Consider the following 15,583-nt stretch of genomic DNA (forward strand, 5'->3'; position numbering starts at 1 on the left):
AATTCCCCTTTCATAATCCAGAACAATACTTAATCAAACCACCAACATCGTACCACAAAATACATGCAGATGGTACTGTCCTTTGCACATAAGCACCGTATATTTTCTTGAAATAGTCCGAACTCTAAGGAAAAGCGGCCAAGGAGGCACGCTGGATTCACTTCTGAGGAGGACAACCGCAATGCGACGCAAATGGATCGGATGGGCTGCGGTACTGGCAGCCGCCGCTTTTCTCATTCCACTATCCCCGTGGTTCACTGCCCGTGCGCCTGTAGCACCCCAGCCGAATGCGCAGATTAACCGTCCAAGCGGAATAAAGCCGCTGACCGCCGCCCAAGAGCATCATATGAAGATCAGTACGGTGCGGCAGGACATGGACGCTACAGCCAAGCTGTGCGCGACAGAATGCGCCCGAAACCTGCATAAGCTCATGCTGCAAGGCAATTCCTCCAAGGAAAAGAAGGAAAAGCTGCAGCACATGATGGACATGCACAAACAGATGATTTACGTAAACTGGGTTCACAATGGGCAAAAAATAAGCAGAGGCAAACTGCCTTCCGGCTCCCATGCTCAAGCGAGCATGCAGAACTATCTCAAGCAAGGAGCTGCCGCTATTGAAAGCGGACAAAACTACACTTCCCCGCCGATAAAGGCCAATGGAAGGCTGTATCTGGTCGTTGCCGTGCCGGATGAGCGCCGCAAGGGCGACGGGATATCAGGCGTACTGCTTCAGGATGTTGTCAATCAAGTTGAACGCCACCAGAAGCGCAATTTGCGTCTTGTCCCTTACCCTGCCGAAGGGCATTATAAGATCGAATCGGTGAAACCCAATTCCACCACAGATATAACGGTAAGAAACGGCGAGGACAACGGCAATGCAAGCCATTATCATGTCAACGAGGTCGTCGTAAAATTCAACCGTCAGCCATCTGACAGCGAGCTGGAACAGATCAGGCACGATATATCCGCGCTCTCTATAAGAAAGCTTGGCTCCACTTATATTTTCCGTTCCAAGGAGATGGAGGCCCGGCCGTTAATTAATTATTTCAACAAAACATGGCAGCCTCAATATGTCGAGCCGCATTACTTATATTTAACCAATGATGCCTCTATTGTACCTAATGATGCGCTCTATTCCAAATATCAGTGGAATTTGCCGGTCATTGAGACGGAGAAGGGCTGGAATCTAACCAAAGGCAGCGAGAAGGTCATTATTGCCGTGCTCGATACCGGCGTTCAGGCCGATCATCCCGATCTGTCCGGTAAGCTGATGACCGGTACCAACATTGTCGATGACAGCATGGCCCCGGATGATGATGTCGGACATGGCACGCATGTTGCCGGCATTATTGCAGCCTCAGTGAACAATGGGGAAGGTGTTGCCGGACTGTCTTGGTACAACAAGGTTCTGCCGGTCAAGGTGCTCGACAGCAGTGGCGCCGGCTCCACTTACTCCGTAGCAGAAGGGATTATATGGGCGACCGATCACGGCGCCAAAGTGATCAATATGAGTCTTGGCAATTATGCGCAGGCAGAATTTCTGCATGATGCCATTAAGTACGCCTATGACCATGATGTCGTCCTGGTCGCGGCAAGCGGCAATGACAATACAGAACGGCCGGGCTTCCCCGCAGCTTATCCTGAAGTATTCGCTGTTGCTTCAACAGATGCCGACGGGTCCAAATCGTCCTTCTCCAACTATGGCGACTACATCGATGTCGCTGCACCGGGAGCCAGCATTGCCAGCACATATCCCGGCAGCCAATATGCCGCACTGTCCGGCACTTCTATGGCCAGCCCTCATGTGGCCGCCCTGGCCGGGCTGATCCGTTCCATTAATCCGGATCTCTCCAATGAGGAGGTAATGAAGATTATGCGAACCTCCGCCCAAGATCTCGGTGACAAGGGCAAGGACAATTATTTTGGCTACGGGCAGATTGACGTCGTTCGCGCACTGGAGAAGGCCCGGCAGTCTGCCGTATCTCTCCAGCAATTTCCTCAGCAGGTGGAGCGGCGCTTGGCGCAAATCGCCAGCAAATACAAATGAGATTGACTGCCACAGCATAAGCCAAACGAACAAAAAGGCTGCCCCGTTCTCTCCCGGTATACCGGAGACAACGGTTGCAGCCTTTATTTGTTCTAGTCGTTTGTTCTAGTCGTTGCGGAAAGCTTGCCATAAGCCGGGTTCTGTGCTTCCGGTGGTCCAATCGGGAACGACCCTCCCACTAACGAAGCGACAATCATCTATCTAGGCCCGCCATTGCTGACGGGCTCAAGCAACCAACCCGAACACGCCCCGGGTAAGGGTGCCGAAAGCCGAAGCTTTCATGCTGTGTTCTCTCGGTCTTGCTCCAGATGGGGTTTACCAGCACCGTTGTCACCAACGGTCCTCGTGGTCTCTTACACCACGGTTCCACCCTTGCCTGTGCCGGCACGAGGCCGGCCATCGGCGGTCCATTTCTGTGGCACTATCCTTCGGCTCGCGCCGACTGGACGTTATCCAGCATCCTACCCTGCGGAGCCCGGACTTTCCTCTCGCGGCCTCACAGCCGCCAGCGATTGTCTGTCAAACTTTCCGTGTACTAGCTAGTATACTAAGAATGCGGCAAAAGCTCAAGAACGAAACCTTTCCCGTACTTCCTGGGCATGCCAAAACCGCTATTCGCTGCCTGCTATACGAATATGAATGGCTCTGTTCCAATAGCAGATGGAATAGCCACCGTCCCGTATTTGCGCTCTTTCAGCTCACGGGTGAGCCAATCCGCGACCCGCGGCTTCATAATCTTCTCAATGTTATGACCGGGGTCAATGATTGAAAGTCCGGCCGCAAGCGCATCATGCGCGGTATGGTAATCAATATCGCCGGTTATGAGCACGTCGGCACCAGCGAAGAGCGCATGGCGGTAATATCTGGCGCCTGAGCCGCCAAGCACCGCCGCCTTCTTCACTTGACGATTCGGATCGCCGACCAGTCTTACATACGGTACGTCGAAGACCTCCTTCACCCGTTCAACCAGCTCTCCAAGCTTGACGGGCTCGTTCAGCTTGCCTGCTCGGCCAAGTCCAAAGGAGCGTCCCTTCAAATCCATCGCGTACAGATCATAAGCTACTTCTTCATAGGGATGCGCCTTCATCATCGCCTGCACAACTTTGCGCTGTACGCTTTGGGGTACAATCGTCTCCACCCGAATCTCCTGTACACGCTCAAGCTTGCCTTCCTTTCCGATATACGGCTTGGCGCCTTCCCCTGGCAGGAAGGTTCCTGTCCCTTCAATATTGAAGCTGCAGCAGTCATAAGCGCCAATCCCGCCTGCGCCAGCCTTCCATATCGCCTGAAGCACCGCCTCATGGTGGCTTTGCGGAACGAATACGACCAGCTTGTACAGCTTGTCTGTATGGACATCCTCAAGGCTTGTCCGCCCAGCGGCTTCAATGCCAACCATATCCGCCATCCAGTCGTTAATGCCGCCTTCCGCAACATCCAGATTGGTATGCGAAATATAGACCGCAATATCATGCTTGATAAGCTTCTCGTACAGCTTGCCAGGCGGCGTGGACGTATCTAGCTTGGCAAGCGGCCTGTAAATGATCGCATGATGCGCAATGATCAGCTCTGCGCCGACAGCAATGGCCTCGTCTACGACCTCGGCGGTTACGTCCAGCGCGACCAGCACCTTGGTCACTTCCTTGTTCAACGTTCCAAGCTGCAGCCCGATCTTGTCATTCTCTACCGCATAATGCTTAGGAGCAAGCTGCTCCATCAGTTGGACGACGGTCTGACCGTTGGCAAACATCCGAGCACCTCCCTGATTGCACTCATTTCTCTTCTGAAAGCTGCTTCCTTCTCTCTGGCCTCCGGCGTATCGGATTGGCTCATTTGCCCGCATATACGCCCCAGCTTCTCAAGCTCCAGCTCCCACTTGCGAATCAGCCATTCACTCGGCTCACGCAGCAGCAGCGGTCCCATCGCGTACAGCAGCTCCTTGCCTTCTTGCTCTGTGAAGTGAAGCGGCAGGAATGAAGGATCATACAACGACTCATTATGGGCGTCGGCTTCCGCCAGCACAGCAGCATGCAGCACCTCATAAATTCGCCCGTCCTCTTCCATTATGGTCTCATGCTGAAGCGCATAACCGCGCTCCACAAGCCATCTGCGAACGATGTCCTCCCCGACATTGGGCTGCAGAACAAGCTCCTGAACACCGGCCAGCTTGCCCTCCAGCCAACCCGTCTCAAGAATCATGCTCATCAAGCTTCCGCCCATACCAGCAATGGTAACCGTATCGGCCTCGCCAGCTTGAAGAACAGACATGCCATCCCCATGGCGGACATCAATCGCATGACGCAAGCCAGCTTCAGCTACTCCTTTGACCGCGGCTTGCCACGGTCCCTTGTTCAGTTCACCCGCAATGGCGGAGGGGCACTTACCGCTCTGGACAAGATAGACCGGCAGCAGCGCATGATCGGAGCCAATATCGGCTATGCGCGATCCATGCGTCACCCGGTCCGCAATACTTTGCAATCTTCTAGATAACTTTATCATGTCAAGCAACCCACGCAATCCATTGTTTTCGAAGCGAGAAGAGCAGCAGCCCTCCCGCAATAATTTTGACGAACAGCTGAATCTGCAGCCATGCCTGCTCGGTTACAAAGACAGCGGAATACAATTCAGGCATAAACCAGATACATGCACCTGCTACGAACAGAATTGCCGATACCGGACGCGACCAGCGGTGGAAAAACCAGCTGCACCAGCCGAACACGAAGGACGCCGGAAGCCAGTAGAGCTGCACCTCGTACCATGCCGGAGATTCCGTATTGTTGGACAGAAGCCAGGCATAGACAAGAAAGGAAGCGAGCCAGCCGCTCAGATGAAGCAGCGGTATGCGCAGGCCAATGCCGACTGCAATCCAGAAGAGGGAACAGAAGGCGAGCAGCCCTGCCTTCCAGCCCCAGCCGTCCAGCGCGTGAAGCTGAAGCATATACATCCCTAATCCAAGCATAAGAAGCATCGCAGTACCGATCAATCCGAGTCCCATCGCTTCATTCTTGCTTCGATTACGCTGCCCGATCAAGAGCAGGGTGAACACGCTCGAAGCCGTTACGCCAATTTGCAATAGCGGATGAAAAACGTTAAAATAAAGTGCAATGAAACAAATCAAGGAAAATATGCCAAATGTAACAATCCACTGTTTCCACGATGCATGCTTAACAACTTGTACCGCTCTGCCAGCCACTGTCGTAGGTGTCCGTTCCTCATTCTCTTCCAGATACAAATTCAGAAGAAAATCACAATATTGGTCAGGAAGCAGCTTGCTTCTTTGCCAATGCTCGATTTCTTTCACAATCACTTTTCTGCGTTCTTGATCCATGTCGGCTGTTCGTTCCTTTCGCCGGCGATTTTCCGATCTTTGAAAAAAGACCTTGCTGCCGAGGCAGAAAGGTCCGTATGTTTATTCGAGAAAATCCTTCAACCGCTTGCTTCGGCTCGGATGGCGCAGCTTGCGAAGCGCTTTGGCTTCGATCTGACGAATACGCTCGCGCGTAACGCCGAACACCTTGCCTACTTCCTCCAACGTCCGAGTGCGACCGTCATCCAATCCGAAACGAAGGCGAAGCACGTTCTCCTCACGCTCGGTCAGCGTATCGAGCACATCCTCCAACTGCTCCTTGAGCAGCTCGTAAGCGGCGGCGTCAGCTGGCGCAAGCGCCTCCTGATCCTCGATAAAATCGCCAAGATGCGAATCGTCCTCTTCCCCGATCGGAGTCTCCAGCGATACCGGCTCCTGCGCGATCTTCATGATTTCCCGCACTTTTTCCGTACTCAGATCCATCTCTGCCGCAATTTCTTCCGGACTTGGCTCACGGCCCAGCTCCTGCAGCAGCTGACGCGATACTCTGACCAGCTTGTTAATGGTTTCCACCATATGTACCGGAATCCGAATGGTCCGGGCTTGGTCAGCAATTGCACGCGTAATTGCCTGTCTGATCCACCAGGTTGCATAGGTACTGAACTTAAAGCCCTTGGTGAAGTCGAACTTCTCAACCGCTTTAATAAGACCCATATTACCTTCCTGAATGAGATCCAGAAACAGCATGCCGCGGCCGACGTAACGCTTGGCTATACTTACGACGAGACGCAAGTTCGCTTCCGCCAGTCTGCGCTTCGCTTCTTCATCACCATGCTCAATCCGTTTCGCAAGCTCGATCTCATCATCCGCGGACAACAGCGGTACACGTCCGATTTCCTTCAGGTACATTCTGACGGGATCGTTAATCTTAATGCCTGGCGGGAGCGCCAAATCATCATCAAAGCTGAACTCATCATGCTCGCGCTCTTGATCTTCCCCTCTTGTAATAGGGTGATCGTCATTCTCATTCACAACTTCAATGCCAATCTCATCAAGCTGCTCAAAAAACTCATCGATTTGTTCCGGATCCTGGTCGAAAGGCGAGAGCTTCTCCATAATCTCTTTGTACGTTAAGGAGGATCTTTTCTTGCCATGCTCAATCAGCTGTTCTTTAACAAGCTCCAGCTTCTGTTCGGTATCCAGTTCAGTATGTTGATCATTCGCCATATTCCGACTCCCTCCTCCCTAGAAACGATCATCCTGCTGTCCTTTAAGCTGTCTATCTAGGGCTATAATCTCACTTGCAATTTGTGCCGCCAACAACATGTCGCCGGAACGTTCCGCCCGCACCATCTCTTCTTTCTTCTGCTCGATTTCGCGGAATCTCGGCACTTTAAGAATTTCTTTTATATAATCTTCAAGCAGATGCTCGTCGAATGGAAACTCATCATCCATCATAAGGATCGATGCCGTTGCCCGTTCGAGACGATCATCCTGAAGCGATGCGATAAACCGGCTAACATCCGGATCATAGCCTTGCGCATAGAAAGCATATAAGTAAGCAGCCAGCGCCGCGTGCTCCTCCACATTAAAAGCATCCCCAAGCTTCTCATGCACCGCGCTCGCCGTCTCCGCATCCTGCAGCATTCGCGCAAGCAGTCTGCGCTCCGCAACTTGATATGCCGGCAATATAGGCGGCATATTGGACGTACGACGGTTTTCATTTCTACCATTATTCCACGAATTGTCGTTATTATCCCTTTGCGGTTTCATTTTTTGCAGCTGCTGCCAATGTTTGAAGCAGTCCTGCTTTAATGACTCCAAGGATATATCGACCTCACGGGACAATTGTTTGAGATAAAACTCCCGCTCGGTTGGAGATTCCAACCTGGCAATGATGCCGACCGCTTCGAGCGAATAGTTTTTCCGTCCCTCTTCTTCTAGGAGTATATGGTTTTTCCTAGCATATAGTAGCTTAAATTTTGTTACAGAAACGGGATGCTCGATAATCTCCCTAATGAAGACATGCTCGCCGTTGGCTGCGATAAACTCATCCGGGTCCATTCCTTTGGGCAGCATCGCCACCTGCACCTTCAATCCGACACGCTCCAGAAGCGGAATCGTCTTGAGCACGGCTGCTTGTCCGGCATCATCCCCGTCATAGCAGATAATCGCCTCTTCTACATTCCGCTGGAGAATGGCCGCATGATCTTCGGTTAGTGCTGTACCCATTGAGGCAACGCCGTTATGTACGCCGGCGCTCCAGGATTTGATAACGTCCATGTATCCTTCAAACAATACAACACGCCGAGTTTTGCGCATGAGTGCTCTTGATTGATGGAAGTTGTACAGAATCCCGCTCTTGTTGAATAACGTTGTCTCGGGCGAGTTCAAATATTTGGGCTGTCCTTCTCCCAGCATTCTGCCGGCAAAAGCAATCACTTTTCCCTCCCGACTCCATATCGGAAACATGATGCGGTTGCGGAAACGATCCAGATAGCCGCTGCCGTCTCCTTTGGCAATGAATAATCCGCCCTTTTCCATAAGCGCTTGGCTGAATTGCCTCTTCTCAAGAAAACGGACCAATGTATCCCACTCAGGAGGCGCATAGCCGATCATAAATTGATCAATCTGCTTGTCGCTGACTCCACGGGAACGAAGATATTCCAGCGCCGGCTGCCCGTGAGTCGTATTCATAAGCAAGTAATTGTACAGCTTCGCAGTAAGCTCGTGCGCTTCAATCAAATGTGCGCGCTCACTATCCTCCGCCGTTTCCTGCCTGCTGCCACCGCTTCCGGCCCATGTAACAGGAATGCCTGCTTCCTCAGCCATAGTCCGCACCGCTTCAGGAAATGAAAATCCCTCGATCTCCTCCATGAACTTGATGGAGTTGCCGCCTTTGCCGCACCCGTAGCAGTAGAAGATCCCCTTCTCCGGCGTCACTGTGAAGGACGGCGTCTTCTCCGAGTGAAACGGACATAGGCCCTTCATATATTTCCCGTGTTTCGAGAGGTGAACGTACTTCCCTACCGTATCCACGATATCATGCTGTCTGAGTACTGCCTCTATGATGGAATCTGGTATTTTATTGTAAGCCATACACCTTCACCTTCATCCTGAATGACACGTATAACTATTCGCTACCGTTCATCATTCTCCTGCCGATTGCGCAAAACTTTTGTCAGCTTTTGCTGAAATTGCTCGCGATCCTCGTCTGTCATTGCTCTGGGGCCCTTCGCTCTGCCACCGCTTCGCCTCAGTTTGGCAAGCTCATGGCGCCTTGCCATCAGAAAATCAATATTCCCGTCATCATACTGCTGCCCCCTTGGCGATAAAGCAATCGCCCCCTTGGCAAGCACGATCGTAGCCAAGCCGAAGTCCTGAGTCACGACAATGTCCCCCCGTGCCACATGGTTGGAAATGTAGAGATCAACCGATTGATCGCTTCGGTCAACCTGCACGATTCGCACACCTGTCTCCGGTTCAAGACGGTGATCATAGGATGCGACCATCAGTACAGGCACGGCAAATTGGCGTGCTGTTTCGACAATTTGCCGTTTCACCGGGCAAGCATCGGCATCCACTACGATTGTAGGAATTGTTGTCACGATTATGCATCACCGCATCTTCCGCTAAAGTACCGTACTATTATATACGGCAAATTACGAAAAAATCCTGCTTCATGCATGCCGTTAGCCGATCTGCGGCAGTCACTTTGACTGAATGCATTCCAGGATGAGACTTGCCGTTTCTTCAACCGCCCGGTGCGAAACGTCAATGACAACACAACCGATCCGCTTCATAACTTCTGCGGCGTAGGCCAGCTCACGTTCGATTCGGGCCGTTGTTGCGTATGCGGCGCTGTTAGGCAGACCGAGCGCCTTCAGCCGTTCCTTGCGAATGATATTCAAATAATGCACATCAATCGTAAGTCCGATTACTTTTTCCATCGGGATGCTGAACAATTCCTTCGGCGGCTCCAGCTCCGGCATCAGCGGAACATTCGCAACCTTGAATTTCTTATGGGCAAGGTACATCGACAGCGGTGTTTTGGATGTTCGGGAGACGCCTACCAGCACGATATCGGCTTTGAGAATTCCCGTCGTGTCGCGCATATCATCGTATTTGACCGCAAATTCTACTGCCTCCACTTTACGGAAGTAATCCTCATCAAGAACATGATTCAGTCCAGGCTCTTGCCGGGATTTGCGGCTGGTCCGATTCTCAAGACTGCTCACCAGTTGGCCCAGCAGGTCGATCGCCGTTACACCGTGCTGCTCCGCAATCCGATGCAGCCCATCGCGCAGATGTGGAATAACAAGCGTATACAGAATGATCGCATTGTTCTCCTTTGCCTGAATAACGACGCGCTCAAGCGTGCCTTCATCATGGATAAACGCCGCTCTGCGAATATCGGCATTGATAGGATGGAACTGCGCGACCGCTGCACGGACAACAAGCTCACCTGTATCACCAGCAGAATCGGACACGACATAAATAATGACCTCAGGCTTTACATCGGCTGCCATCATATCGTCCTCCTTGAAAGTTTGGCCGGTGCAACATATCCCGCCGGAGGAGCCTCATACAAAGCCGTCAGCAATTGCCGGCCGCTGGCAGCTCCCCCATATCGCGATTAGGTTTTACCAAACAAGCTTGGAAAAGTCGGCTGTCTCATTGATTCCCTCGGCAATAACCGCTAGCGTCGCCAGCCTGTTGTTCCGGACGGCCTCGTCCTCAGCCATAACCATAACATGGTCGAAATAGCTGTTGATGACATCCTTCAAGCTTGCCAGCTTGGCGATTGCCGCTGCAGCGTTGCGAGTTTGGATCGCTTCCGCAATTTCGCCCTTGACCGATAGCCATGCCTCATACAGCGCCTTCTCCGTATCATCCGCAAACAATGCAGGCACTACTTCTTTAGACGATGCTTTCGCCGCAAGGTTGCATACACGAGTCAATGCATCCACTACCGTCTTAAATTCGTCACGGCGTTCTCCTGCAGCTGCGGCTGTCAGAGCTGCCGCACGATCGATCGTTTGGCCTAGATCATTGTATCCGCATGCCATTACTGCATCGATGACATCGTAACGAATGCCTTGCTCCGTCAGAACGTTCTTCACGCGCAAACCGAAAAATTCATACAGCTCCTTACGAATTTCGTCCGCTCCGCGTTTCATTGTTCGCGCAGCATGGACATCAATTGCCAATCCGAACAGGACATTCAGCGGCAGCTTCAGCTCATGAGACAGAATAATCTGCACAATGCCAGCAGCCTGACGGCGGAGCGCATAAGGATCTTGCGAGCCTGTCGGAATAATGCCAATTGAGAAGCAGCCTGCTATCGTATCGATCTTGTCCGCAAGGCTTACAATTGCACCCGTCAATGAAGCAGGCGAACGATCTCCGGCAAACCGCGGCTGATAATGCTCATTGATGGCTTGCGCTACTGCTTCCCGTTCTCCAGCCTTGCGCGCATAATCCTCGCCCATAATGCCTTGCAGCTCAGGAAATTCGTACACCATCTGGGTGACAAGATCGAACTTGCATATCGCTGCCGTTCTTGCAACATCTTCAGCAGTTTGCGAATCAGCACTTAGCGTTTCGGACAGCTTTACCGCAATGGCGTGCATCCGGCGAACCTTATCGGCCACTGTTCCAAGCTCTTCATGATAGACAATGTTCTCAAGCTTCGCGAGCGCATCGCCAATAACAAGCTTCTGATCTTCCGCGTAGAAAAACTTCGCATCGGAGAGCCGTGCGCGCAGCACCTTCTCATTCCCTTTTGCAACACCCTCGATAAAGTCGCGATTGCCGTTGCGCACAGTAACGAAGAATGGAAGCAGCTTGCCGGACTCGTCAAGCACCGGGAAATAACGCTGATGCTCCCTCATCGAGGTGATCAGCACCTCCTGCGGGATGCTGAGGAAAGAAGGATCGAATTTGCCGAACAGCACGCTTGGATATTCGACAAGGAACAGCACCTCCTCCAGCAAATCTTCCTTCACGGCAATTTGCCAGCCCTGCTCGGCTGCCAGCGCGCCAATTCCGTCAACAATCAGACCTTCACGCTCAGCAACATCGACAATAACATGCTGGGCGCGCAGCTGTTCCACATATTGAGACGGACTCGCAACGATTGTCTCACTGCCAAGAAAGCGGTGGCCGCGCGAGACATTGCCTCCCTTGACACCGGTAATCTCAAGCGGAATAATGTCTTCTCCGAACAACGCCACCAGCCAGCGAATAGGACGGACGAACCGGAACTCATGACTTCCCCAGCGCATGTTCTTAGGGAATGACATCGACGCTATTAGCGTTGTCAGACCTTCCGGCAGCACATCGCTTGTCACTGTGCCGATGCTGCTTTTATTCGCGTATATATACTCAACCCCGCCCAGCTCTTTAAAGTAGAACGAATCCGGCTCGACACCTTGGCTTCTTGCAAAGCCGAGCGCTGCCTTGCTCCAGTTGCCTTGCTCGTCTTGGGCGATTTTGCGGGATGGCCCCTTTACTTCCTCATTCACATCAGCCTGCTTCTCTTCCACATTGCGTATGAGAACCGCAATCCGGCGCGGCGTTCCGAATGCCTCCACCTCTCCGTGTCCGATCCGTGCCGACTCCAGCCATTTGACCGTCTTCTCCTTCAACTGGTTCATCGCACCACGGACGAAGCGTGCAGGAACCTCTTCAAGACCGATCTCAAGCAATAAATCTTTAGCCATTTGCGTTCACTCCTTTCTTCAGCAGCGGGAAGCCGAGACGCTCGCGCTCCTCCAAATAAGTGGCCGCACAAGCACGGGCCAAATTGCGCACGCGCATAATGTATCCCGTACGCTCCGTCACACTGATCGCACCGCGCGCGTCCAGCAGATTAAACGTATGCGAGCATTTCAGCACATAGTCATAAGCCGGGAATACCAGCTTCTCCTCCATCGTCTTCTTCGCTTCTGCCTCATACATATTGAACAGCGAGAACAGCATCGCGACATCCGAGGTTTCAAACGTATATTTGGAATGCTCATATTCCGGCTGCAGGAAGACGTCTCCGTAAGTGACTCCTTCCACCCATTCCAGATCGAACACATTCTCCTTGTCTTGAATATAAGACGCCAGACGCTCCATGCCGTACGTAATCTCAACAGCTACAGGATTCGCATCAATGCCGCCAACCTGCTGGAAATACGTAAACTGCGTAATTTCCATGCCATCAAGCCACACTTCCCAGCCAAGTCCCCATGCGCCGAGCGTCGGTGATTCCCAGTTATCCTCAACAAACCGGATATCATGCTGCAGCGGATCGATTCCAAGTCTGCTCAAGCTCTCCAGATACAGCTCCTGAATGTTGTCCGGCGACGGCTTCAGAATAACCTGAAACTGATGATGCTGATACAGCCGGTTAGGGTTCTCTCCGTATCTTCCGTCCGCAGGGCGGCGGGAAGGCTCCACGTAAGCAACATTCCATGGCTCCGGACCAATAGTCCGCAGGAATGTCATCGGATTCATCGTTCCAGCACCCTTCTCAACATCATAGGGCTGAACGAGAATGCAATTCTGCTCCGCCCAAAACTGCTGCAATGTCAAAATCATGCCTTGAAAATTCATTTCACGCGTCTCTCCTTATTGTTCAAATGTTGACGCACATGGGACAGCCGTCTATGACGATATCAAAAAAGCTCCCGCCCACTACGTCTGAATAACAGACATAGGGACGAGAGCTGATCTCCCGCGGTTCCACCCTACTTGGCTTCCGACCACACACTTGGCGTGATGAAGAAACCCGCTTTCTACAAATCTGCAAACTCCGGAGCGCCTTTCATCAGGTCCGTCCATCCGGGCTCCCACCGCCCCCGGCTCGCTAATACTGCTCTGACCGCAACCGATTACTTTCTCCATCATCGTTCAATATACATTGATAATTTATCATATCCAATAGGGTCTGACTTGTCAACACCAGCCGTTACTTATGAGGTGGCGGCTTTGATTTCCTTGCTCTTCAACTGAACCTCATCGGCATGGAAAGCCTCGGCAAAGGCAAGCTTGCGGCGGTGCTTGCGCCAACGGAAGAAGCAAAGTATGCCGCGTATATACTCATCGAGAATCATACCGACATAGATGCCGTACAGCCCCCATTCCAGACCGATCCCGAGTGTAAAAGATAGGCCAACAGCGACAATCCACATGCTTGCCAGCGCAATCACCATCACATAACGGCCGTCGCCAATCGCCATAAGCGATTGCCCGAGCGCCATATTGAGCATTTTGCCTGGCTGAAGCGCGAGATTCAACCACAGCAGGGCCACCACCATCTCAATGATCCATTCATCCTTCGTAAAGGTAGAGATGATCGGACTGCGGAATACGATAAGCAGCAGCGTATTCGCAAGCACGATAAGAATACCGAAGCCCAGCACGCGATAAGCGCTGAAGTACGCCTCCTTATGCCTGCCCGCTCCATATAAGTGGGCGATCCGGATTTGCACCGCGAGCGCAAGCGACCAGCCGAACAGGAACGCGAATGATTCCATCGTATTCATGTATGTGCGCGCTGCCAGCGGCAGTGCCCCCATGGAAGCAACGATGCTGAAGATGACGACCTGCGAGATCGTCCAGGAAGCGCCATTGATGCTCAGCGGCCAGCCGATCTTGACGATCTCCTTCAGCAGCTTGCGGTTAAAGGCTGCGAATTCACGCACGGCAATAGGCGTCCCGAATGACTGGCGGAACATCCAATATTGAAAAAGCAGCGCTACAAAGCGGCTGATTACGGTCGATACCGCAATACCGAACAGCCCCCACTTCGGAAACCCGAATGCGCCGAATATGAACGCATAATTGAGAATCACATGCAGCACATTCATTCCTATTGAAATGTACATCGGCGAGCGGGTATCGCCTGTACTGCGCACCGCAGAGCTTAGCGACAAATTAAGTGCAAGCAGAATAATACCCCCGCCAACAATGGACAAGTATGTATAGGACATTTCCTTCAAATTATCAGGCACCTGCAGAATAGCGGCAAACGTATGCGAGGAGGTTGCAAGCAGAATACTAACCCCGATACCGATAACAGCTGTCAATGAAACCGACATGACACCGATTGTTCGCGCCTCTCCAGCCTTTCCCGAGCCCAGCTTCTGCGATATAAGAATGCCGGCCCCTCCGCATACAAGCGAAAATAAAATAACGACCGCATTAAAAAACTGATTGGCAATTCCTACGACCGCCACTGCATCATTGGAAATGCGGCTTACCATTAGTGTATCCGCAGTACCAAGCATAAATTGCAGCATCATCTCAATCATAATGGGCCAGGTAAGCGCCCAGATAGCAGGCGTCTTCTGTTCCAGATCTTCTCGTTGTATATTCCCTTTTGCCATGACCATTCAACCCGCCCTTCCACTATGAACGAACTGATTGTATGCTCTCCATAGGGAAAGGTCAACGTCCTAAATATAGCCCTATAAAGGGAATTTATCCATTTGATCGAGAAAAGAGCGTGATTTCAGCGTTAAGCCCAAATTACCGTCCACTAGGAGCCGCATGGCTCGTTTAAGTTCGCCTTTCGTCTCCTCTTTCACTTGAATGGAGCCTAGTCGGCGCAGGTCCATTGTGCGGAACAGCCGCAGCAGCTTTAGCGCACCATCACCAAGCGGCAGAGCAAACGGATCCTTATATCCGCATTTGCTGCACAACACGCCGCCAGAGCGGACGCTAAGCGACATGGAGCCTACAACATTGCCGCAAGACGAGCATGCATCGAATACAGGACCGTAACCAGTCGCCTCGAGTATTCTCATCTCATAGAGCTGGGTGATGATCTCAGCATCCTTCCCTTCCCCATAAGCGGTGAAGCAGGCTTTAAGCTGTTCGAATATGAATCCGCTGGACTCATCCTCCTGCAGAGCGCGATCTGTCAATTCAGCCACATACGACGCATAGGCCGCAAGCTCAAGCCGCTCACGCAAAAGATGGTGAGATTCAATAATCTCACCATGCGTTAATGTGCCTAGGCCGCTATTGCGGAAGTAAAGAAATTCACCGTACGTAAACAGCTGGGCAAGAGATCCGTGACGGCTTTTTGTTTTCTTGGCTCCCCGGATAATAATGCCGACCTTGCCGTTGGTTCTTGTCAGAATGTTTACGATTTTGTTGCCTTCCCCGTAGTCCATGCTCCGGATAACAATCCCCTCGGCCCGGTACTGCATAGCGTTTCTCCCCTAACCCGCGTT

Annotated in this window: 12 protein-coding genes and 1 other RNA gene; 1 reads left to right on the forward strand and 12 read right to left on the reverse strand. The window is 52.1% G+C overall.

Annotated elements, in window-relative coordinates; genetic code table 11:
* The first annotated feature begins 181 nt into the window (after nucleotides 1-181).
* Nucleotides 182-2,047, forward strand: a complete 1,866-nt coding sequence (locus tag K0T92_RS02880) for a S8 family peptidase (RefSeq protein ID WP_219870898.1) — start codon at nucleotides 182-184, stop codon at nucleotides 2,045-2,047.
* A 114-nt stretch (nucleotides 2,048-2,161) separates the two neighbouring features.
* Here the strand turns inward: K0T92_RS02880 and rnpB are convergent.
* The 12 genes from rnpB to recO form a co-directional block, all read right to left on the reverse strand.
* Nucleotides 2,162-2,575, reverse strand: an RNA gene (gene rnpB, locus K0T92_RS02885) — RNase P RNA component class A.
* A 97-nt stretch (nucleotides 2,576-2,672) separates the two neighbouring features.
* Nucleotides 2,673-3,794, reverse strand: a complete 1,122-nt coding sequence (locus K0T92_RS02890; protein ID WP_219870899.1) for a Nif3-like dinuclear metal center hexameric protein — start codon at nucleotides 3,792-3,794, stop codon at nucleotides 2,673-2,675.
* Nucleotides 3,761-4,543: a tRNA (adenine(22)-N(1))-methyltransferase gene (locus tag K0T92_RS02895; RefSeq protein WP_219870900.1), complete on the reverse strand. Its 783-nt coding sequence runs from the start codon at nucleotides 4,541-4,543 to the stop codon at nucleotides 3,761-3,763. Before K0T92_RS02895 ends, K0T92_RS02890 begins: the two co-directional genes overlap by 34 nt.
* A gap of 1 nt (nucleotide 4,544) precedes the next feature.
* Entirely contained in the window at nucleotides 4,545-5,372 is an 828-nt protein-coding gene (locus K0T92_RS02900; protein WP_219870901.1) for a hypothetical protein, read from the reverse strand.
* Between the two features lie 81 nt (nucleotides 5,373-5,453).
* The gene (gene rpoD / locus K0T92_RS02905; protein ID WP_219870902.1) at nucleotides 5,454-6,578 is read right to left on the reverse strand and encodes an RNA polymerase sigma factor RpoD; all 1,125 of its coding nucleotides are present in this window, start codon (nucleotides 6,576-6,578) and stop codon (nucleotides 5,454-5,456) included.
* An 18-nt stretch (nucleotides 6,579-6,596) separates the two neighbouring features.
* On the reverse strand, nucleotides 6,597-8,450 hold the full coding sequence (dnaG, locus tag K0T92_RS02910; RefSeq protein ID WP_219870903.1) for a DNA primase: 1,854 nt from the start codon (nucleotides 8,448-8,450) through the stop codon (nucleotides 6,597-6,599).
* A 41-nt stretch (nucleotides 8,451-8,491) separates the two neighbouring features.
* A complete protein-coding gene (locus K0T92_RS02915; protein WP_343223621.1) occupies nucleotides 8,492-8,962 on the reverse strand; it encodes a YaiI/YqxD family protein in 471 nt (156 codons plus the stop codon).
* A gap of 99 nt (nucleotides 8,963-9,061) precedes the next feature.
* Nucleotides 9,062-9,880 carry a pyruvate, water dikinase regulatory protein gene (locus tag K0T92_RS02920; RefSeq protein WP_219871184.1) on the reverse strand — a complete coding sequence of 273 codons (819 nt, stop codon included), beginning with the start codon at nucleotides 9,878-9,880 and terminating at the stop codon, nucleotides 9,062-9,064.
* Between the two features lie 114 nt (nucleotides 9,881-9,994).
* Entirely contained in the window at nucleotides 9,995-12,076 is a 2,082-nt protein-coding gene (gene glyS, locus K0T92_RS02925; RefSeq protein WP_219870904.1) for a glycine--tRNA ligase subunit beta, read from the reverse strand.
* Nucleotides 12,069-12,956, reverse strand: coding sequence for a glycine--tRNA ligase subunit alpha (gene glyQ, locus K0T92_RS02930; RefSeq protein WP_219870905.1), 888 nt, complete (start codon nucleotides 12,954-12,956; stop codon nucleotides 12,069-12,071). Before glyQ ends, glyS begins: the two co-directional genes overlap by 8 nt.
* A 359-nt stretch (nucleotides 12,957-13,315) precedes the next feature.
* The gene (locus K0T92_RS02935; RefSeq protein WP_219870906.1) at nucleotides 13,316-14,731 is read right to left on the reverse strand and encodes an MATE family efflux transporter; all 1,416 of its coding nucleotides are present in this window, start codon (nucleotides 14,729-14,731) and stop codon (nucleotides 13,316-13,318) included.
* Between the two features lie 81 nt (nucleotides 14,732-14,812).
* Complete coding sequence (gene recO, locus K0T92_RS02940) at nucleotides 14,813-15,559, reverse strand: DNA repair protein RecO (RefSeq protein WP_219870907.1); 747 nt, start codon at nucleotides 15,557-15,559, stop codon at nucleotides 14,813-14,815.
* Between the last annotated feature and the right edge of the window lie 24 nt (nucleotides 15,560-15,583).

It is taken from the genome of Paenibacillus oenotherae (assembly GCF_019443105.1).
Lineage (GTDB): Bacteria > Bacillota > Bacilli > Paenibacillales > Paenibacillaceae > Paenibacillus_Z > Paenibacillus_Z oenotherae.